The 22,228-nt window shown below is 39.7% G+C and carries 20 protein-coding genes; 5 read left to right on the top strand and 15 right to left on the bottom strand.

Features of this window, described 5'->3' with window-relative positions:
* Positions 1-2: 2 nt before the first annotated feature.
* The 13 genes from OQX64_RS04525 to OQX64_RS04465 form a co-directional block, all read right to left on the bottom strand.
* On the bottom strand, positions 3-1,259 hold the full coding sequence (locus OQX64_RS04525; protein WP_265817828.1) for a right-handed parallel beta-helix repeat-containing protein: 1,257 nt from the start codon (positions 1,257-1,259) through the stop codon (positions 3-5).
* Positions 1,260-1,282: 23 nt separating this feature from the next.
* Positions 1,283-4,060, bottom strand: a complete 2,778-nt coding sequence (locus OQX64_RS04520; protein ID WP_265817827.1) for a TonB-dependent receptor — start codon at positions 4,058-4,060, stop codon at positions 1,283-1,285.
* A gap of 260 nt (positions 4,061-4,320) precedes the next feature.
* Complete coding sequence (locus OQX64_RS04515) at positions 4,321-5,925, bottom strand: tetratricopeptide repeat protein (protein ID WP_265817826.1); 1,605 nt, start codon at positions 5,923-5,925, stop codon at positions 4,321-4,323.
* 155 nt (positions 5,926-6,080) lie between these two features.
* Positions 6,081-6,674, bottom strand: coding sequence for an NAD(P)H-dependent oxidoreductase (locus OQX64_RS04510; RefSeq protein ID WP_265817825.1), 594 nt, complete (start codon positions 6,672-6,674; stop codon positions 6,081-6,083).
* 75 nt (positions 6,675-6,749) lie between these two features.
* Positions 6,750-7,292: a Crp/Fnr family transcriptional regulator gene (locus tag OQX64_RS04505; protein WP_265817824.1), complete on the bottom strand. Its 543-nt coding sequence runs from the start codon at positions 7,290-7,292 to the stop codon at positions 6,750-6,752.
* Positions 7,293-7,393: 101 nt separating this feature from the next.
* Positions 7,394-8,503, bottom strand: coding sequence for an AI-2E family transporter (locus tag OQX64_RS04500; protein ID WP_265817823.1), 1,110 nt, complete (start codon positions 8,501-8,503; stop codon positions 7,394-7,396).
* A gap of 51 nt (positions 8,504-8,554) precedes the next feature.
* Complete coding sequence (locus OQX64_RS04495) at positions 8,555-9,913, bottom strand: paraquat-inducible protein A (protein ID WP_253248973.1); 1,359 nt, start codon at positions 9,911-9,913, stop codon at positions 8,555-8,557.
* A gap of 40 nt (positions 9,914-9,953) precedes the next feature.
* Entirely contained in the window at positions 9,954-11,279 is a 1,326-nt protein-coding gene (locus OQX64_RS04490) for a paraquat-inducible protein A (RefSeq protein ID WP_265817822.1), read from the bottom strand.
* Between the two features lie 64 nt (positions 11,280-11,343).
* The gene (locus OQX64_RS04485; protein WP_265817821.1) at positions 11,344-11,616 is read right to left on the bottom strand and encodes a hypothetical protein; all 273 of its coding nucleotides are present in this window, start codon (positions 11,614-11,616) and stop codon (positions 11,344-11,346) included.
* Between the two features lie 101 nt (positions 11,617-11,717).
* Complete coding sequence (locus OQX64_RS04480) at positions 11,718-12,146, bottom strand: EamA family transporter (protein ID WP_088300400.1); 429 nt, start codon at positions 12,144-12,146, stop codon at positions 11,718-11,720.
* Between the two features lie 48 nt (positions 12,147-12,194).
* Positions 12,195-12,461, bottom strand: a complete 267-nt coding sequence (locus tag OQX64_RS04475) for a DUF3072 domain-containing protein (RefSeq protein WP_088300401.1) — start codon at positions 12,459-12,461, stop codon at positions 12,195-12,197.
* A 229-nt stretch (positions 12,462-12,690) separates the two neighbouring features.
* Positions 12,691-13,797: a hypothetical protein gene (locus OQX64_RS04470; protein WP_265817820.1), complete on the bottom strand. Its 1,107-nt coding sequence runs from the start codon at positions 13,795-13,797 to the stop codon at positions 12,691-12,693.
* Entirely contained in the window at positions 13,781-14,368 is a 588-nt protein-coding gene (locus OQX64_RS04465) for an RNA polymerase sigma factor (RefSeq protein WP_265817819.1), read from the bottom strand. Before OQX64_RS04465 ends, OQX64_RS04470 begins: the two co-directional genes overlap by 17 nt.
* Before the next feature lie 217 nt (positions 14,369-14,585).
* Between OQX64_RS04465 and OQX64_RS04460 the strand changes: the two genes are divergently transcribed.
* The 5 genes from OQX64_RS04460 (at position 14,586) to OQX64_RS04440 (ending at position 18,100) form a co-directional block, all read left to right on the top strand.
* Positions 14,586-15,440, top strand: coding sequence for a hypothetical protein (locus tag OQX64_RS04460; protein WP_265817818.1), 855 nt, complete (start codon positions 14,586-14,588; stop codon positions 15,438-15,440).
* Positions 15,441-15,442: 2 nt separating this feature from the next.
* Complete coding sequence (locus OQX64_RS04455) at positions 15,443-15,811, top strand: c-type cytochrome (protein ID WP_265817817.1); 369 nt, start codon at positions 15,443-15,445, stop codon at positions 15,809-15,811.
* A 2-nt stretch (positions 15,812-15,813) separates the two neighbouring features.
* The gene (locus OQX64_RS04450; protein WP_265817816.1) at positions 15,814-16,359 is read left to right on the top strand and encodes a YceI family protein; all 546 of its coding nucleotides are present in this window, start codon (positions 15,814-15,816) and stop codon (positions 16,357-16,359) included.
* Entirely contained in the window at positions 16,356-17,333 is a 978-nt protein-coding gene (locus OQX64_RS04445) for a DUF5777 family beta-barrel protein (protein WP_265817815.1), read from the top strand. Before OQX64_RS04450 ends, OQX64_RS04445 begins: the two co-directional genes overlap by 4 nt.
* A gap of 413 nt (positions 17,334-17,746) precedes the next feature.
* The gene (locus OQX64_RS04440; protein ID WP_088300408.1) at positions 17,747-18,100 is read left to right on the top strand and encodes a hypothetical protein; all 354 of its coding nucleotides are present in this window, start codon (positions 17,747-17,749) and stop codon (positions 18,098-18,100) included.
* 34 nt (positions 18,101-18,134) lie between these two features.
* On the opposite strand, the gene OQX64_RS04435 is transcribed toward OQX64_RS04440, so the two are convergent.
* Both OQX64_RS04435 and OQX64_RS04430 read right to left on the bottom strand, forming a co-directional pair.
* Positions 18,135-21,326 (bottom strand): ABC transporter permease/M1 family aminopeptidase, encoded by a 3,192-nt coding sequence (locus OQX64_RS04435; RefSeq protein WP_265817814.1) that lies wholly within the window; start codon positions 21,324-21,326, stop codon positions 18,135-18,137.
* 2 nt (positions 21,327-21,328) lie between these two features.
* Positions 21,329-22,204 carry an ABC transporter ATP-binding protein gene (locus OQX64_RS04430; protein WP_088300410.1) on the bottom strand — a complete coding sequence of 292 codons (876 nt, stop codon included), beginning with the start codon at positions 22,202-22,204 and terminating at the stop codon, positions 21,329-21,331.
* Positions 22,205-22,228: the final 24 nt, after the last annotated feature.

The following is a 22,228-nucleotide window of genomic DNA, read 5'->3' as shown; positions in this document are numbered from 1 at the left end:
GATTATTTTGTGCCATATGCGCCAATAAACGCAGCTGGTGCTGGTGAGGTGTAAGTTATTCCGTTTTTCATGACAATTCCTGCCTGATGATGACGTGTAAAGTTGGTAATCCCTTTGTTTAAAGCTGGTGAATTCCCCTGCAAATGAAAATCCCAGGCAGTATTAAAATCTGCATTGTTTACAGCGGTATTTAAAGGATAATTTACAAATTTAGGATCATTCGCACCTGCAACAGTACTGATCACATCATTTTTACCCCCAATAATATCACCTTTGGGCTGAAACTGATTCACCGTAACCTGGTCAAAACCATAATACCAGTTGTTGCTGTATACAGAGCGTGAATCTTCCGGTTTTTTAGGATCTCTTTTAACACCAAAACGGGTATTGGAAAAGAGATTATTATACAAATCAGCCCGTACAGTACTTTCCAGCCATACTGAACCACCTTTTGCCGTTGGTCTTCTCCAGCCGGTATTCACCATGGTATTGTTATAGGCAATAATATAGGCTTGCGGTACCTTATCGCCGGTATTGGAAAGTTTTAAAGCATTGGTGTTGGTACTGTAAATCAGGTTATAAGCAATATCTGCCAAACAGCCCGATTTAAAGTTCATGGCCTCGCCACCGGTTACCCCTGTAGTGTAGAAAATATTGTTGGCAAAAATGATCTTTCCGCCTTCAATATAGGTACAATCTTCCTGCAGGTTTCTAAAAATACTATTTTGTACCACCAATTTACCTTTGGCATTGGCAAACCAAAGTGCTGGCAAATTTTCACCTGCAACGGCTTTGTAAAGGCCCATTTTTACCGAAGTGGAAGCATCTGAGGTAGTGGAGCCGGCATACTCAATAATGGCGTGATCCAAAACCAGTTCTTCGCAAGTTGGACCGGCCAGTATGCCACCCCAAAGCTTCCCAAATTTCTTTTGGGTGGTTTTATAAAATTCATTTACCGTAAATTTAATCGGGTTATCTACCGTGCCCAGAGCATATAAATTGCCTTTTACCACAATTTCAGGTTTAGCTACAGTATCCATTAAAATGGTTACGCCTTCTTCAATGGTGAGTGACTTACCTTCCGGGATAATGATATCGCCTTTTATTACCTGCGTACTTCCTTTTGCCCAAACACCGGATACTTCTCCGATGGCTGAGCCATTCACCTCGCTCGTATCTACATCAATATTGGCTTTTTCGCATCCGGCAAGGGCCAACACCAACAGGATGAGTAATTTAAAAATCTGATTCGATTTCATCTTTTTATATTTTAAATTTTCGATTAGTTAAACTTATACCTGAAACCCAGCAAATAGCTCTGTCCGTAGTAATCACTTCTGATCAGTGTGTGCCCATCTTTAACCAGATCTTCATTGATTTTATCATTCTCAGGGTTGGTACCTTTAATAAATAATTTAGTAGGGGTATTTAAGATGTTGTTTGCCTTGATAAAAACACTGATCCCGCCTTTGAAACGTTTCTCGGCCGAGGCATCCATCTGAATAAAACCTTCCTGCCATAAATCATTATTGAGGAATTGTGAAACGGTATTGATCCGCGGACCTGTGTAAGCACCGGCCAGCTGGGCATCCCAGCCCTTTTTAGTATCCTTAAATAATAAAGAAAGGTTTCCGATATGTTCAGACTGTCCGAAAAGTGGACGTTCCTGATCTACTGAAAGCGCCTGAATATCTCCTGTAATTGCATTGATGGTTCGGGTTGTTTTAGGCGTAGTAATGCGGGAGTGCGTATAGGTATAATTCGCCTTTACCCCTATCTTGCTGAAATACTTGATATAATCTACCTCTGCACCATAGTTATGAGCTGTGCCGAAATTTCCCGGAGTATAGTAAATATCCTGTCCGCGAGTCGCATCAGCCTGAAAAGTATATTCAATAGGGTCTTTAATCTTTTTATAAAAAGCACCAACCATTAACTGTTCTGATGCACCAGGAAAAAGCTCGTAGCGTAAATCATAATTATCGGCCAGGGCACGCTTCAAATTTGGATTACCTCGTTCCTGAAACTCTTCATTAACAACCTTTCCAGGTACAATTTCATAAAACCCTGGGCGATTAAGTGCCTTATAATACGAAGCGTGCAATTGTGCTTTTTCGGTTAAAAAGTATTTTGCCGTTAGACTCGGTAATACATCAGTATATACTTCTGATCCCTTTGGAAATATTTCTCCTGCAGGAAAAAGCAGGTTATAGCCCTGGTTGGTGTGCTCAATTCTGGCACCACCTACTACTTCCAATTTTGATACGCTATATTTAAACATCCCATAACCTGCACTGATTTTTTCCGATGCATCATAGGTTAAGGGATTAGCCACCGCACCTGTTGGGTTGGTTACAATTAAATTCAAATCAGTATACTTCTGGAAATCTACCCCATAAACACGGCCTGCATCGGCAGCACCCGGTGAGAATGTATAATTATTGAAAAAGCTGCTGCGCTGTTTATTGCGGTATAACCCACCAGCCATTACATCCAACTTGTTATTTCCAATGGCGAAACGGTAAGTGAGATCTAAATAGCCTGCTAAATCTTCATCGGTATTGCGCTCCCACCTGTGGTTTACAGGAGAAGTATTTACCAAAGTTGTTCTGCTGCTTTGAAAGTGCTGCTGTAAGCCATTCAGGCTGATGCTGGTATTATCCGGCACATCGTTTTTGGCTGAAGAATAAACCGCCGACCATTGTACCTTAAATTTATCATTAAAGAATTGATGATCGCCATGAAGTGTGCTGTTGTAAATCTGTTGTTCAGTTAAACGGCTCCGGGTATTGTAAACCAGTTCAGCATTACCAGCCGTTGGATTGTACACACTATTGTATGTTGTGGTCACCGCATCTCTGAGCTGCTGATTTTTTAAATTAACGTAAACATTGTAAAGCGTTAACTGGTGATTTTTATTGAAAACATAATCTACCTTTCCATGTAAACCTGTACGTTGCTGTTGCTCTGAAAATTCACGATAACTTTTGCTGGTAATCACAGCATAGGCATCTGTTCCGGTAACAGCATTATTATAAAAAGTACTGTTGCTGCCGCGATAAGTATTCTGATAACTACCGGCCAAAACTACGCCTAACTTATTATCTAAAAACCGCTGACTTAAAGATAAACTCCCGATAAGGTTTGGTGCCGGATTTTTATATTGATAATCAAGCGTTCCTTTAGTGAAATCATTTTGGGTGGCACTATAGCTTTTACCATTACGTTCATAAGGTGATTTGTGTTGAATATCAGAAGCATTATAACTGGCAAATTTGCGGTCGAAAAACAACTGGTTATAGCCGGTAGAAAGATTGGCATTTACCTGGAACTTGCCCGGCGCATTTTTCATCACCATGTTGATTCCACCGCCTATGGCATCACCCTCCAAATTTGGTGTTAACGTTTTATAAACTTCTAAACGATCCAGCAAATCAGCCGGAAAAAGATCAAGCGGCACGTATCGGTATTTGTTATCCGGACTTGGGATCTTTACCCCGTTCACCAGCGTATAATTGTATCTTTTATCCATGCCCCTTAGAATAGCGTATTGCCCGTCGCCATTGCTGTTCCGCTCAATAGATACACCAGATACACGCTGCATCACATTCGCTACCGTTAAATCGGGTGAAATTTCAATGGCTTTGCCCGAAACAATATTCATCACCTGAGTGGCATTTTTCTCCAGTCTGCGGGCACCCTGGTCTGTTGAACTTACCGGATTTGATTTAATCGTGATATCATCCAGCCGCTTCGAATCACTTTCCATATAAAATTTTAAGTGTTCATTATCTTCCTTTTCTACGGTAAAGGTTTTGGTAATGGTTTTATAGGTGATATAACTTACACTGATGGAGGCTGATCCCGTAGCTACCGCCTTAAATTCGAAAGTTCCATCAAGGCCGGTATTGGTTACCCGCCTGGGGTTTTCCATCACTACCGTAGCACCAACAATGGCTTCCCCGGTTTGCTTATCGTAAACGTGTCCCTTTATTTTCGTGGCATGGGCTGTGCCCACACAAAAGAGAACAAAAAACAGAATTTGTAATAGTTTATTCATTGTGTTTGGTATGTCTGTTATGATCGACGGAACAAAGGTGTATACCCCGGCTCGCAACAAAAAATTAATAGGGTTACATAAAGGCAACAGCGTTACAACAGGCATCAACGAAAAGGCAACAACAATACATAAAAAACTGAAGGACAAAACTTTAAATATTCATAGAAACGCCGTTATGCTTTTATTACCGTTACATTAACTAATTGTTAAGCCTCAAAAACACCTGAAATAGCACATGAAATTCAGCAGCGATGTAACGCTTAGAGTGCCTGTATAAATGCAGAAAGGTTATCACCCTGGGCCAGGTTGAGTTTTCGCCGCAGCCTGTAACGCGATACCCTTAAGCTATCTGTAGATATGCCCAGTAAAGTGGCAATATCAGCAGAATCGAGGTTCATTTTGAGCAGCGCAATCAGTCGCATATCTGCCGAGGTAAGCGCATTACTAAATTTTTTCAGGTTTTCCAGAAACTGATGGTGTACCTGTTCAAAAGCTTGGGTAAACTCTTTCCAGTTGCGTTCATGGTTAAAGCTCTGGTTTATCTCTGTTAGGATTTGATTCATTTGCTTTTTCTGATCCCGCTTATCATCCTTCACCATCGCCTGCAAGGTGTTGCGCAAATTTTCCAAGAACTGATTATGCTTGATCAGGTTTAAGGTATGGTTGGATAATTCCCTGCTTTTCACTTCCAGCTGTTGTTTCAGGTGCTGCTCTTCCAGTTGAAGATTCTTCAACTCCAGGCTCGTTAAATCATGTTCAATTTCCTTTTGCTTGGCCAACATCTGCTGATCCCGAAGTCTCAATCGCTGCCTGCTGAAAACCACAAATCCCAATACCACCAGCAGTAAGGTCACAATAGTAGCCGAAGCGATGATAATGCGGTTAAGTTTTTTATCATTTTGCAGCTTATTGATTTCATCAGATTTTTTATTAATATCATAAAGCACCTGCAAAAAAGCCACCTGCCTGGCCCCGTCTTCAGAGTATAAATCCAGCGTATATTTATAGCCCAGCTTAACGTAGTGATAGGCACTATCCATCTGGTTAGTCAATTCATAAGCCTTACCCAGATCCCTGTAACATGATGCCAGCTGGTAAATATTGCCCAGTTTATCTGCCAGGTTCATAGCAGCCTTTGTTTGTACTATACTTTCCTGGTAATGCCCTGTTTTACGTAAAATATCACCCAGGTTATTAATCACTTCAATACTGGCAACCTGGTTTCTATTCTGCTGATATAAACGGAGTGATTTTTTAAAATTGAGATCAGCCAAATCATACTTTTCTAAATCTTCATAAATGCTTCCTATATTTTCATAAATTTTGGCTGCACCGGCCAGATCGTTATTTTTCTCACTCAATTTTAAAGCAGTTTTCTGATAATTAAAGGCCTGCTCATAATTCTGCCGCTTTTCATAAAGCTGCCCGATATGCCCATATACAGCTGATTGTCCGCGTAAATGGTGTAACCGCTGATATGTTTTAAGTGCAGAGCGATAACATTTCAGTGCTTTATCCGGTTGTTTAATATAAAAATAGAGCACGCCAATATCACACTGGGTAGCCGCCAGCATCAGTGGTTTATTTGAAACATCAAAAATTTTATCGGCTTTAAGATAAAACTCTAAAGACTGCCTGAAATGCCCCTGAACATAACACACCTTCCCCATTTGCTGCAGGCATTTTCCTTCTAAAATTACATTGCCATCTTCTATAGCTTGCGCATATATTTTTTTCAGCTTGGTAAGCGATTCAATTGGTTTTTTAGCGTCCTGATCAAAAAAAGATAATTGTCCGGCTTTCTGGCTGTAAACGGTCGAGATGGGAAATATGAAAAATAAACAAATCCAAAAATACTTTATCATGCTAAAAGCTGGTTTTTCAGCAAAGTAAGCGCTTGCATGTTAAATTAAGGTTAAGCAGATCGCTTGATCAGGATCTCTTTTCTTAAGAAGATTTCATAGCATTGCGTACCAGGAAAACTTCATCGGACTCAACACATTTAAATAGTAATCATCAGCTAATTTAAAGATGCAAACCTGCTTTCTAATTTGTTTAGCCATTTTTCTCTTTTTTCGGGCGTAACCATTTTAACTCGATTGAAACTCATCCATTTTCTGTTGTTATAACCCATTTTCCAAAATGTACCGAGCAGCATTGCCTTTTTTATAGCATTGCCAAAAATTAAGGCATAAAGCCAGCCGGGCGTATTCATTGTGGTAATTATGGTTACACTTTTTAATTTGGTGAGCAGTGGCTTCATCAACGTATTTGAGGCATCCTTATAATCATATGCAATGCCAGGAAAAATTACTTTGTCGATAAAACCCTTCATCATGGCAGGCATCAACTCCCACCATATCGGGAATATAAAAATGATGTGATCAGCATCAATTAACCGTGCCTTGTAATCAATTACAACCGGGTCAACGGGCATTTTTCTACGGAATGCGTTTAGGTCATCAGCTGTCATCACCGGGTTAAACCCATCCCGATCAAGATGAATTAAATCAACTTCATATTCGGCTTTTTTTAGTCCTGCTGTGACAGATTGAAGGATAGCGTTACAATAACTTCCTTCATATGGGTGGTTGAAAACGATTAATACTTTCATATTTGTGCTTTTAAATGATACAGCACAAAAGTGATTCTTTACAAAATGGAGGACGATAACAATTGTTAAGTAATATTATTTCCGGTTTCTGATCCTGCTTAAGGAAACAGATGTAATGCCGAGATAAGAGGCGATGTAGTGTTGAGGTACCCGCTGTAATATTTTTGGATATTGTGTCAGCATATTTTTATATCGCTGTTCAGGATTATCTCTGATACGGGATAGAAACAGTTGCTGATAAAAAACCAACCTCTGAAAGATATGTTCTTCAACTTCATTTTTAACCTGATCAGATTTTTCTATGATGGATTGGAAATCTTTTTTGGTAATACATTCAAGCATTGAAGGTTCTATACTTTCTAAAAAGAAATTGCTCGGAAGGCCAGATCTAAAACTTTCCAAAGAAGATACAAATTCCCCCTCAAAGAAAAACTGAAAGGTAATATCTCTGCCATGATCATTGAACCAAAGCCTTAAGCAACCATTTTTGATTAGAAAAGCATGTCTAGCGACCGCCCCATCTTCTAACAAAATTGTTTTTGCCGCTACCGTTTTTGACTTAAAATAAGGACTAAACGTTTCTGGTAAAACTAATGCTGATAAGGTATTTAAAATCATTAGGTATATTTTAAATGGTGAACCACAAATCTAGAAACAGAAAAGTGGAACCTGTTAATGATTCCACTGATTTAAGTAACAAATTTCGCAAAAAGAATTGATTAACTTTTACTTCGCTTAACAGACATACGCTTAGCCAATCTGTTCTGTTTCTTTTCTTCATCACCCAAAATTATTCCCCAGGGTTTCAAACTTTCAATCCGGTCGAAAATAATTTTAAGTACGGCAATCACCGGGATGGACAGAAACATTCCGGATATACCCCAGAGCATTTCACCCACAATTACGCCCAATACGGTGATTAAAGCATTAATTCTCACTTTAGATCCCACTACAATCGGCAACAGTACATTACTGTCAATCAGGTGGATAACCACCAGGGTAACCACCACCAATATTACTTTGGTTAACACGGCTGCAGTAGCAAAAGTGATTAATGTGCTTAATAAAAGGGCCACAAAAATCCCGATGTACGGAATAACATTTAGAATCCCTGTGATTAGCCCAAGCAGGATGGCATATTTGATGCCCAGCGCCCAGAAAATAATACTTACCGCTGTGGCTACAATGCCCATTTCAATCAGGAGGCCAATAATATATTTCCTGATAATGTATTGCACTTGCTCAATGATATCATAAACCAGTTTTTTATTCTCTTCCAGAAAAACCGAAACCAAAAACTTCATAATTAAGCTACGGTATAAGAGAAAGAAAAAGGTATAAATAAAAGTAAAGACCAGAAAAAGTAAAATGGATGAGAGTGACAGCACGGTGGCACTCACTACCGTTGTACTGGAAGCCAGTGCTTTAGTGGTAGCACTATGTACATAATTAAGTTGGTGTGCCGCATCAATATTAAAGCGGGCATCAATCCACTGTTGAAGATTTGATATTGAAACGCTTAATTGCTCTTTAAACTGAGGCCAGTCTGAAGCAAGGTTACTCAGCTGCGAACCAATTACATAAAGTACCAGGCAAATGATGCCCAGCATCAGAATTACAGATAACATCGAAGCCGCACTTCTGGGCAGGTTAAATCGCCTTTCAAAAAAAGAAGCCATCGGCAACAGCAAAATGGAAAACAAGCATGAAAAAATCAATGGCGAGAGAATTTCTTTCGCGATGATGACCAGGTAACCAAAGGCAATCAGGCTAACCAGCACGCACATGGTTTTGACATAAAAAGGGCGTTGCGAGAATTGAAGATCCATAACTATATGTTGTAAGGGTTTATATTGGTAAGCTGATTAGCATTGTTGTTTTTAAGTGGGAACATTTTCTTCATCCAATACCTGTGGCTTTTTCTCTTCCGGTTTGGCAATGCGTTTTAATATATACGATAAAACCATAGCGAAAATGACGTAACCCACAAAAATTAAATATCCGGGTTGTAAACTGCTGTTATTCTCAGTTACGGTTTTCAATGGTCCGGTATCCATATTGAGGTTAGAAAGCTGACTTTTTAAAATGCCATTTAAACCGATATAAGTCATGGCGACACCTACCACCATCACATCAGACATATCCCATTTGCCAGATTCAAAAGCCAGGTAGCGCACTACCTTACTTTCAGCAAAACGATCGCTGCCCCATACATGCAGCCCCTTCCCCAACAGCCTCAAAACAGGCAGCGCAATAACAAAAAGCATTAACAGCGCGCCAACCAAAATCGAATCAGGTTTGGGCTGCTTCATTAAGGTTTCAATAATCCCCAGAATACTTTTGCTTTGAAAAAATAACACCTGATTGGTAAATGCGATATTTTCATCAAAAAGCTTAAAGTTCAGGGTTTGGATTCTGGCATCTACTTCAATAATGGTAGTGGTAATACCCGAGGCCAATAATACCAGGGCAAACAAAAGCGACATGATAAAAAGTGTGGTTTGCAGTCCGGTCTTTTTTCTTAAGATGAACCACAATACCAGTGCACAAAGTACACAAGCCATCATGGCATAAGCATAATGGTAAGTGAGGTTATTAATGGCCCTCAGCTTATTTTTAACTGACTGATCAAAGGCAGACGCATTTGAGACCTGATACTTGGCAAACATCTGGCGCGTCATGGCATTTTTAGCAATTTCAGTTTTATCATAAGTTTGATCTTCCAGCTGATCCATTTTACTGTTCGCAATGCGCTTAAGCCTTCTTTTACTTGCCGGACTATTAATCTTGGTGATAATCGTTTTGGAAAAAACAGGAACCAGCGCGTGGAGTTCATCTTCGTCCACAAAACTGTTAAAAGCCAGTTTTTTGAGTTTACCGCCAAGGCTTTTTTGCGGTTTATTAATTTGTGCTACTGTTTTATTGATTAAGCCATTCAGCTGATCAGTAACCTGAGCCTGTAAGGCTGCTTTCTGTTTGGCTGTCATACTGAAACCATTCACTTGCTGCCCTACCACGGCAGAAATTTTCTCGCGCCATTGGTCAACAGAAAAAATACCAAAGGTAATGCTGTTCACCACGCTGTAATCTTCTTTTATCTGCTCCTGCTCCGCAGAAATGGTATGCAGGCGATAGCCAAAATAGCTTTCCCCGCAAAGCAAAATCCCCAGGCCTGCAATAAGCAGCATATTGGCCACGGTGGTTTTTCTTTTGGCTGGTTGTTGAATATGATTTGTCAATGCTGATTGTATATGATGGTGAAAAATACTTTTAAGTGAGTTAGTGCGAATCGTGCGGCGTGATAAACTTTAAAATGGTAGATAACGTTAATCCGTACAGTACAAAGCTGATAAAGATGATGTAGCCGGGCTGAAGTGCAGTATTATTGGTCGTGATGATGGTTAAAAGATCACTATTGATGTGCAGACTTTTCAGTTGAGCCTCCAGCAGACCATTCAGGCCGATGTAAGTCATTAATATCGCAATTACAATTACATCTGCCATGCTCCACTTGCCTGATTGAAAAGCAAAATATTTAATAAATTTATTTTCGGCAAACTTCTTGTTGCCCAACAGGTGAATACCGGTCGAACTCAATTTCATAATTGGGAACAACACACTAAATACCAGGATCAAAATACCTACTAAAATTGAGTCAATGGCTGATTGGCCGATTAAAACCAGTACCACATCCATAATACTTTTACTCTGGAAAAACAGTACCTGATCTTTAAATACCACATGTTCGCCCAGCAAGGTGAAATCAAGAGATTTAATCCGTGCATCTACCTCAATCATAGAAGCGGTTAATCCAACTGCCAGTAAGATAAAAGCAAAAAGTAATGACATTATAAATAGTGTGGTATGCAGTTCAGTGCGTTTTCTGAAAGCCCACCAAAGCGATAGTACGACCACAATGCAACCCAGCATTCCAAAAGAATAACCATAGGTAGATTTCCGGATGTCAGCCAGGCTGGTCGTAAATTTTTGATTCAATTCTTCCGTTGATGATACCTGGTACTTTTTGTACATGCCCTTTGTGGTGGTTTCAATAGCGGTCAAAGTACTGTCAATGGTTCCGGTACGTTCCATTTCTGTAAATTTACCCATGGCCATTTTACTCATCTTTTTCTTATTCGCTGCATTATCAACCTGGGCAATAATGGTTCTGGCAAAGGCCGGGGCCTGCGCTTTAATCTTATCTACATCTACAAATGTATTGATCACGAACTTTTTGATCTTTCCATCCACCGTTTTCTTTGGCTTATTTACCAAAGCCTCAGCCTTATCGACCAAGGCCACAATGACCTGTTCCACTTCCGTTTGCAGTTCCTTTTTTTGACTCTTGGTCATGTTAAAATTCCGTACCTGGTGGTGGATAATCGCAGCAACCTTATCATGCCATTGCGCTACCGAGAAAAGACCATAGGTGATGTTGTTGATATCAGCATAATCTTTCTTAAGATGTTCCTGTTCACTTGAAAGAATGTGTAATCTATAGGCAAAAAACCCCTCAACGCTAAGTAAAATGGCGAGGAAGAGAATCAGCAGGATTCTGGGTACAAAAGATTTTGCCCCGTTAACGGCTTGTTGTGGTGTAGTCAAGTGTATAAATTTAGGTTTGTTGGCTGAACGGATAGTTAATCTGCAAGTTAAAACTGGTGATCAATCAAAAATATATGGTGCTAAATAAATTTGTTACTGGCCCATGGCAGATGGATGAATCATATCTTAATCTACCATCATTCCATTTAATATTGGTTAAATTAGATAGCTTAACAGCCAACTGCCGAGATGGTTTTACCAAATGGATAATATATTTTAAAGGAGTATGATTTTTAAAGCCATTTATCCAAACGCTTTGCGTTTTTGATCGTATCAGCCCTGATAAATCAAGATTGGCACCAAGCATATCGCCTCCAATATATTTCTGGAATTTCATCTTTCTGAAAGGGATATATACCAAAAAAGCCAGTCATTTTTTAATGACCGGCTTTTTTTTATACATTTTGAATATCCTGCGGATAAAATTTGATTTCAGCACTACTCTCCGGGATCTGACAATGCAATTAACATGGCACCACCGATAATGGCAATTCCGCCTACGATGATTTGCCAGGTGATTTTCTCCCTTAAGAAAATGATGGATAACAAGATGGCAAATACCAGCGAAGAGCGTTCTATGGCTGAAACATAGGATGCTGGCCCCATAGACAGTGCTTTATAAGAAAATAAGGTAGATAGAGAGGTAAAAACACCCGCTGCCAGTAAAAACATCCATGCATTTTTTTCTATACCTTTCCAATCGCCAATATTCCCCTGATAAAGTACAACGCTCCAGGTAATGAGCAAAATCAATACCGCCTGTATGGCGAAGGCCAGGCTAGAATCTACATTTTTCAAGCCGGCTTTGGTTAATACGATTACCAGCGCCGCTGATATGGCAGCAAGCACTGCCCATAATATCCACATGTTTATCTTTCAAATTAATTGTAAAGCATCCGAAATGGTCAATGGTGATTATTCTTCCAGGCCTCTGCCGGTTTTATGCTGCAGTTCATCAATCCGTTTTGAAGCTTCAGATTTACTTAAAGTATCATCAAATGCTTCACCCGCTTCATCAGAAAGTGTTTTAAGATAAGATTGCTGTGCGCCCGTCATAGGTTCGTCACCTGTAGTCCACTCATCCGGATCTTTGATGGTATTGGATCCTTTTGCCTGATGGTTGTTAATTTCTTCCGTTTGGTCTTTTCCGCCTGCTATCGGTTGCTCGTCTTTGTTTATCATTACCTTTTATCATTAGTTTGATATAGGAACAAATCTTTTGATTCAAAAGTTTGGCGGGATTTCGCCAGGAGGAAGATTATGCGTAAAGCCAGGCAGTTATCGTATGGCTGAATTTAGCGCAGTGATAATTTCAGAAAGCCTGTTATCCAGAACTTTTCAGGAAAATAGATCATATTGCAGGGCAGATCATTTACGATAATAAAAACCCAAGCCACTTATCTAAAAGAAGTTAGTTATTACTTAAACCTTTGATATTAAACAATATAGATACACCGGCAGAACTGAGATTACCTTCATATTTTCCAATACCGGTTAAGGGAACTTTTAAAAATGGCTGTAATCCAAGACTTAAACGTGAATTTACTTTTCGCTCCACCCCTATTGAAAAATTGGCAATGCCCATAAAATGCTTGTTACCGGTAACCTCTTCATTGGTCACTGTTAAATCGGGGCCGCTGGTTAACTGGTATTTTTCATTCAACATGATGTAGCTGGAAAGTCCGGCACTCGCATTAACAGTAATGCTTCTTTTCTTGAAAACCCGGTAATTGATATTAACAGGTATATCAAGCACTCTACAATCTGCATTTACTTGCCACGGGCCGGCGCTATAACCAGGTAAGGAAGCACCTGAACCATTATAATCGTATATTTTTTTTGCATAAATAACACCTGTTGTAATTCCTATTTTTTGGGTTAATGCATAGTTCATCATTAGACCAAAATTCGTACTGACTTTATTACCCACACTCGAACTGGTAGATGAGATATCTGGTGCTGCCATTACCGTTAAAGAAAACCGGTTTGGCGCAACAATCTTCTGCAAATCTTTTCCTGAAGGCATTGGTTTGCCTGCACTTAAAGTCAAGGGCAGTAGCCCATCCGTTTTCAGCTGTGCCAGTGATGCATTATTAACATCATTTTCATCTATAACAACCTTTGATAAAACAGGTTGCAGGTATCTGATCGCAGCAGCAGGTACACTGGCTAAAGCATGCTGCTCAGCCATAACAGGGGTTTGCTTCTCTATTGACGGTTTTTTCCCTTCAGGATGAATCAGCGTATCAGCAGTGGTGTTTTCAGGCGATATTAAAGGCTGGTATTTTTCTATCCGGCTTGCCGTATGGTTGTTTTTAGGTGTGTTAAAAAAAATAAAAAATACTAAAACTGCAGCTGCTGCCGTAGCGCAAAGACTCCACCAAAGTGGAAAATTCGTTTTTTTATCCTGCTGATCAAGTTTTTTGGACATTTCCGCCCAGTCTGGCTCATGAAAGGGAATATCAATCTCATCCAGCCCCTCTTTAAACAACTTATCCAGATTATGCTCGTCTTTCATTATTAATCCTGATTTTTTCTTGGTTAGAAACAACTTTCATTCTCGCATTCAGGGGTTCCATATCCCTGATCATCTCCTGAAGCCTTTGCCTGGCTTTAAAGAGGTTTGATTTGGAAGTACCCACTGAAATATTTAAGGTTTTTGCAATCTCATCATGCGAATAGCCATCAATGGCATACATATTAAAAACTACCCTATAGCTTGGTGAAAGACTTTGTACTAACATTAATAACTCTTTGTAAGCCATTTGTTCGTATACAATGGCCTCCGTACCGTTTTGTTCATATTCACTGAGATCATCATAGGTGGTAAAGCGCAGGTTTGCCCGATAATGATCGATCGCTGTATTCACCATAATCTTACCTATCCATGCTTTAATGGGTTTGGCAGGATCATACTTATTTATATTATTGAAAATTTTTAAAAATCCGTTATTCAGTACATCTGCCGCTTCAAAATCACTGATGGAATATCTTTTACATATCCCCATGCAGTAACTGTAAAATTCTTTGTATAGCAGATGCTGACTGGCTCTATCCTTCCTGATACATCCACTAATAATTTCGTTCACTAACAAGTCTATGTTATTGTTTTGTTCTTCTTTATACACGGTATACGGGACAAGCACTCAAAAGGTTGCCAAAGCTAGCAAAAATACTTTAGAAGAATTTAAGCAACTGTTTAATAGCCATTTAAAAAAAAACTAAAACAATTTGAATCCATGCAGGCAACCTTTTGCCTGACAGCGCCGTAACCCTGATAATTAAACAATTTTAAAATTATCTTTTATGAAACTTAAATTCAAGAAAAACTGGTCTCTGTTCGCTCTTTTATTCGTTACCGTAATTTCTTCCTGTTCAAAAAACAATGTGGCCAGCCCCGATCCAACAACTGCAACAGGGAAAAAAACATTGAAAACAGTTTCAAATGCAAATTTTGGAACAGTCATCACTGATGGAGATGGCAGAACATTGTACTTCTTTTCTATGGATGCCAATGGCAGTTCAGGCTGTACCGGTGGTTGCGAAACAGCCTGGCCGGTATTTCTAGCTGACGATCTAAGCAGCATGCCCGGTTTAAACGCTGCAGATGTTTCAACGATTACCAGGACAGACGGAAAGAAACAAACCACCTACAAAGGCTGGCCATTATATTATTATGCTGGTGATGTGGCGGCTTTGGATATTAAAGGTGATGCTTCCGGAGGCACCTGGTTTGTGGCCAAGCCAGACTATTCAGTAATGCTGGCGAATACGCAGCTGGTTGGAAACGATGGAAAAAACTACCTTGAAAATGCTACCGCTGGCGATGGCATTACCCAGTACCTCACCGATGCATCGGGCCGTACACTCTATGCATTCGCTCCGGATACTTATAATGTAAATACTTACACCAAGGCCGATTTAAGCAATAATAACATCTGGCCGATTTATGAATCGGATGTATTAAATGTGCCTTCTGTACTTTCAAAAAATGTGTTCAGCCAGATTACAGCCGCAGGAAAAAAACAGCTGACCTACAAAGGCCATCCACTATATTATTTCGGACCAGATGCTAAACGTGGCGAAACAAAAGGTGTGAGTGTACCAAATCCTGGTGTTTGGCCAATTCTGACAAAATCTACCATTGCCTTAAACCCATAACGATGAAAAAAAATCAGAAACTAATATACGCTGCCCTGGTTGTCGTATACATCTTAATGAGCATCAGTTGCTCTAAAAGACAGGCCGATGAAATGGTTCCGAAACCCACAAATCCGGGTGGCGGAACATCGACGGTTACTTATACCAATTTTACGCAAGCACTTATCCAAACAAAATGCGCTGGTTGCCATGCGCCCGGAAGGTCTGTAGCATCTGTATGGACTTTCAATGGCCTGGCATCAATTACAAGTAATGAAACCAGAATCAGACGGGTTGTACTGGAAACCAAATCAATGCCCGTTGGAGGTTCATTAACTGCTGCAGAGCTCTCATCACTACAAGAATGGTTTGATAACAAAATGCCTAATTAATTATGAAAAAAATACTTTTTTTAGCAGTAATGGGGTTTTTCTGCCTCCCTGCCTTTGCCCAGATCATCAGTACCAACAAAGCTCAGGTTTCTTTTTATTCCAAAACACCTTTAGAAGATATTGAGGCTAAAAGTGTGACCGGTAATTCTGTCATCGATGTAAAATCAGGGAAGATTATCTTCAGGTTAAATAACCGCTCATTTGAGTTCCCTAAAAAACTGATGCAGGAACATTTTAATGAGAATTATATGGAGTCTGACAAATATCCTACATCTGAATTTAAAGGGACACTTTCTGCGCCTATTAATCTGGCAAAAGACGGGCTTACTAAAATGGATGTAGATGGAACGCTTAATGTTCATGGTGTAACTAAACCATGTAAAGCAAAAGTAGATATCCTTGTTTCAAAAGGTATAGTTACCGCAACTTCAACTTTCAAAATTAAGATAGCAGATCATAAAATAGATATTCCGACAATCGTTTTCAAGAAAATCGCTGAGGAAATTGATGTGCGAATTCAGGCTACCTATTCAGAAAAGAAATCATGAAAAAATACACAAACAAACTAAGTATCTGTCTGTCAATCCTGGCCATTATGATTTCATTTAAAGGATATGGGCAGGATGATATGGAAAAGGCCATGGCTACGTCAGGCGGAAAGAGTGAAAAGGTGATAGCTACATTTAAATCCACCAAACTCATTAATGGCCATACCAATGAAACACTTTATAAACATGAACTGGATTTCAAAGTAGATCACCGTTTTGGTGATATAGCAGGAAGTAACGGCGGGATAAAAAAGTTTTTCGGACTGGATAATTCAACTGATGTACGGATTGGTTTTGAATATGGGTTAACCGATAAATTAACCGTCGGACTTGCCCGTGCAAAAGGTGCAACCGCTGTGCAACAGCTTTATGAAGGAAGCCTCAAGTATCGTTTATTGGAACAAACAGTAGACAATAAGGTACCCTTGGCGGTCACGCTTTTCGGGAGTAATACCATTGCCGCAGTGGAAGCCAATAAGGATGATCCTACCGCAGCTACTTCGTACCGGAATTTCGGTGAAAGAATGAACTGGGTAGCACAAATTATCCTGGCCAGGAAATTCAGTTCTAATTTGTCCTTTAGTTTAACGCCAAGTTATGTACACCGAAACCTAACCACCTTCAGAGATCCGAATGACTTGTTTGCAATTGGTGCCGGCGGAAGATTCAAATTTACCAAACGCATGGCCCTGGTAATTGATTATTTTCTTCCTTTCCGAAATAAAGCTGATAAAGAATACGTAGAAGCACAAAGGGCAACAAAATTCTATAATCCACTTGGTGTGGGCTTAGAAATGGAAACCGGTGGCCATGTATTCCATATCAATTTTACCAATGCAACAGCCATTCAGGAAATGCAGTTTATTCCGGAAACCACAAGCTCTTGGTTAAAGGGGCAGTACCGCTGGGGTTTCAGTATTTCCAGGAGATTTTCTTTTGACCGCAAAAAAGCAAAATCTGAAGGTAAGGAATAAGAGTGGACATTATTCGATAAGGTAGATGAAGTATAAAATAAATCAGATGCAACGGATGCTGTTTTGAACCTGAGATTTGACATCTTTTATATTTATCAGATTGATTAATCATAGCTTCCCTTCCATCAAAAAAATAATTTAAAATTTTAAAACAAAACTCAATTTAAGTGGTTTTTATACTACATCTACCTAAAAAACTGATCGTATACTTTGGTTAGTTGACCGATCAAAGATAAGGCTGCCCTTTAAACAGGCAGCCTTATTTATTTTTGTCCCGGCGACCAGACAGCAGATCATTCTTCCATCTTCCTTTAAACGTTCAGATAGCTCTCACTTTCAAGTTTTAACTTTTTAAAAAAACTTTTTTGAATAAATTACCGTTTTGGATTAGAATTTTATTAATTAACATCAAGATGCCAATACATAGGGGGAAACTGCTCAAATCAATCATTCAGAAAAGCGATATATCTATATTCGATTTATCAAAAGCCCTGGAATACTCCATAGATGCCATTCACCACCACATTGAAATGGAAACACTCGATTTTAAACTCCTGCTTGCCTATGGTGAAGTTTTAAAATATGATTTCTCCGTTGATTTCCCCGAAATGAAAAGCCTGACAGCAAAAGAGACCTTTAACATTGAAGTAATGAACTATGATGAACTGCTGAAAGACCGCGATCACTGGAAATTGAAGTACATTCAACTGCTTGAAAAACACAATGAACTGCTGATCCGCAGACTCAATTTTTCTTCATCAAACTAATAGATCCTGAAATGATAGGAAAAATTTATTCCTATCATTTCATTCCTTCTTCTAATCCACCAGTTTTCATAAACATGTTTTCGATTTCGGCATGGTATTTTGGATCGCTTACCTGGTAAAGTTCCTTCAAAAAATCAACGGAAACCGGTTTTGGATTCGGGTACTTATGCCTGGCCAGGAAATTTCTGAGTGCCAGATTTACCTTCTCTTCGCCAATCAGTTCGCTTAACCTGTACATGATTACCGCACCTTTGGAATAGGAAATGTGAATATCTTCATTTTTCACCCGGTATAAGGGTTGTTCAGTAGTAAAGCCTTTTTCATCCAGATAAATCCCCAGGTGCATTTTTATTTTCTCCAGCAGTTTTGCCTTGCCATGCATCTTTTTCAATAGCATCATCTCTGTATACATCGCCAGCGTTTCTGTAAGCATGGCTGCACCATCCCTATCATCGGGCGAGATCTGATTATTCCCCCACCACATGTGCGACAATTCATGGCCGGCCAGTTCATTAATGACGTCCTGCTGCCTATCCCCCTTAATATTCGCATGAAACAACATATCTTCGGTCATAAAAATTGTTGCAGGATAGGCCGTTGCGGCAAAACCTTTGGTAAAGCCGGAAACCTCGGCAAAACGAATGGTTTTAAAGGGATAAGGACCAAAATTGTTTTCGCAATAATCCAGTGTTATTTCTGCATTTTTAAGCAAATGCGCTACATTTTCATCATGAGCAGGATGGTAATAAATTTCAAAGTTTTTCCCCTTATAAAACGCCTTTTTAATGGCATACTTTGCAGCTGAGATAGCAAATCGAAAAGGAATTGGTGAGCTTGTTTGGTATTGAAAGTAATTTCTATCTGCATCTTTCCATTGCCTGTTGAGTTCACCAACACCAATAGCAGTTTGCTTCAACGGTGTGGAGATTACCATATTCAAATTGATGAAATCATCATTGGGCACTTTAGGCGCATCAAAAGCCTTTACAGCCGTAACCGGACCTAGTCCGAATGGCTTCCTGCGGCTTTTACCTGTTATTTCCTTAGTTGACAAATAACCAAACTGCGGATAAAACCTGCTGATGCGCATAAATGAGCCATTTTGTACAATGGCATTAAACGACTGGTGTCCGTTCACAGCTTTCCATGAATAGCGGATACTAAACTCAAAGCGGGCTTCCTGATTTGGCAACAAGGCTTTTCGCAATCGAATGAATTCGTATGGCTTTTTGATCCGGATCTTTTCTGCACCATTTATGTAAACAGCATACTCCAAATCCATTTCATTACCCAGGTTGACAAGCAGCCCATTGATGCGCTGTTTTGTTTTATTGACGAGCTTATAGTTACCACGGATATGATAAGCATTTTTTTCCGGGAACAAATCTACTTGTGTAGTTACTTCAGTAACAGTAGGCTGTGGCAGGTGCTGGTATTTCCTGTAAGCAATTTCATAAGCAGCTTGCCGTTGCAAATCATATTGTTCATTTTTAGGCCGGTAACCCTGCATCAAAATACTTCCCATACTAAAACTCAGGACTACAGCAAACAGTAAAGCAATCATGCCAGGCCATTTTAACAACTTCCCTTTGGGCAGGTTGAACATAATGAGCAATAGGGCTACTATCCCAATCCCAAAACATAATCTTTCTACATAAAAAGCAGTATAAGCACCAAAGCCATTCATATCACTAAACACTCCTTGAAAAGGTTGTAAAAACTTCACCAAAGGATGACTGAAAACCTTTTTGCCTAAGGAAGTGGCCATGATCAGCGCAAAAAGAGCAGTTAAACCAAGGCCGGCATACTTTTGCCTGATCACCTTCTGGATCAACAAAATAAGCATCCCCAATAATACCAGTGGAAAACTATTAAACAGGAATACATGCGCGTAAACCCACCACTCTATAAAAGGATAATGATACAGCAACTGAAAAAGAATACCTTCCAGTATGATCAGTCCGCTAAACAAAAAGATCAAAATGGCCAGTGACAGGCATTGGGCAAAAAAATGGAATTTAACATTGCCCGCGGTATCTTCAATCAGATTAAAGTTGGCATTTTTGCTTTTCCAGTAAATTTCATGTGCATAATATAATACCGCAATCATACATAAGGCATGAAAATCCTGGATGATGGTACTTACCATTAAACCTGAACTGGCATATTGTTGCGGGATCCTGATGCCTTTTTCTATCTCCCCATACATTTCCATCCCTACATAAAATAGCAGGGCCATTGCGGTAATGATAAATGGTATACTTTTAAAAATATAAACCAGATCCATCCTGACAAATGAAACCAGTGCGTTGAATTGCGCCTTAAGATGATCACTTGTTTTAACGGGTTGATAAGCAGCCAAAGTAATGTGTTCCGTACTCTCCACTCGAGCTGCAGTTCGCTTATATTTTTGGATTTTAATTAGCGAAGTCTTTTTAATGCCTAACCATATTGAGCCCGCAGAGAGAACCAGTACGGCAAATCTGTTGAATAAAAACAAGCCACTTAATTCTACTATTTCTGAATTTCGCTGTGCTACTGACCAGTGCGCTGTCTGGTAAAAAAAAGCAGAAAAGCCAAAGGGATCGAATAATGCAGCAATAAACTGCGCCTGATCGGATTGTGGCATACTTTGCGCCATCAAGGGTGAACCAGAATAGATCAGGGCCACCATATACAAGATATACAACAGCAGGCCGCTTACATACACCAGTAATTTATTCCGGCTAAACCACGCTATAGTACTTAATACCGAAGTGGTAAATAAAGTATTAATCAGCGTGAAAACCACCATCGGATACCAATACCAGTTGAATACAAATCCGGTATGTTTTGCTGAAGATTCTCCAAATGCATATCCGATAAAAAAACTCATAATCAGCAATAGCATACATGACAAGCTCAGCGATAAAAGTGCGGCATACCTGCCTGCAAAAAATGCATTCTTCTTTATGGGTGTGCTAAAGAGCAGGAGTTCAAAACGGGCATCAGTTTCCCTGAAAAGCAATTGCGAGGCAAACAAAGTACTAAAAAAAATCGTCACCAAACTAACCAGGTTAGTGATTAAACTAATCTGGTAAGGTGAATTATCAAAAACATCTTCCCCAACCGAAAACCTGGCATGGGCACCACCCAGCACAGCCAGTATAGTGAGGAGCAATAAAAGGGCGTAAAAACCTGGCCTTTTAAAATATCCCTGAAGATCAAAAAGAAATATGGCTTTCATGATCAGGCTTTTGCAGGTTTAAGAACTGAAAAATATACATCCTCCAGGATTGGCATTACCGGCCTAAAATTTTCAGGTGCTTTATCTGCCCTTATTCGGATACTCATTTTACCGGCTATAAACTGTGAAGACAAGATCTGCAGTTCATTTTTGTATTGTTCCAGTTCACTGCTGCTTACTTGTTTCTGCCAGATTCTGCCCTCCAGTTCCTGAATAAGATCACTTGGGTTACCATGGGCTAGTAGGGTGCCTTTATTCATAATGGCCATTTTTGCACATAAATGATGTACGTCTTCCACCAGGTGCGTGGAAAGAATCACAATCACTTCCTCACTGATGCTGCTTAACAAATTATTAAAACGGTTGCGTTCTTCAGGGTCAAGACCAGCAGTAGGCTCATCCACAATGACCAGCTGAGGTTGCCCCAGCAGGGCCTGTGCCACACCGAATCGCTGACGCATACCGCCCGAGAATGTATGCACTTCTTTATTCCGGTGCTGAAAAAGGTTTACTTTATCCAGCAAAGCCAGAATTTGTGCTTTTCTTTCAGCGGCATTTGTTACGCCCTTTAAAACAGCCAGGTGCGAAAGCAGGTCATAGGCTGATATTTTGGGGTAGACACCAAAATCCTGTGGCAGAAAACCCAGGTGTTTTTTAATCAAGGCCGGATCTGCCAATACATCTGCACCATTGAACATGATTTCGCCGCTATCCGCAGCCTGGAGACCAACAATGGTTTTCATTAAGGATGATTTTCCTGCGCCATTTGGGCCCAATAAACCAAACATGCCATTCCCGATTTCAAGGGAAATATTATTGATGGCTTCCACACCATTGGCGTACGTTTTTCGAAGGTTTTTAATGGATAAGTGATTCATTTTTATTAATTTTTAGACAATACG

Origin of the sequence: Pedobacter sp. GR22-10 (genome assembly GCF_026239715.1) — a bacterium.
In the GTDB taxonomy this organism is placed as follows: domain Bacteria; phylum Bacteroidota; class Bacteroidia; order Sphingobacteriales; family Sphingobacteriaceae; genus Pedobacter.
Note: the sequence above shows the minus strand (reverse complement) of the source record. Positions and strands in the feature narration are given on the sequence as shown.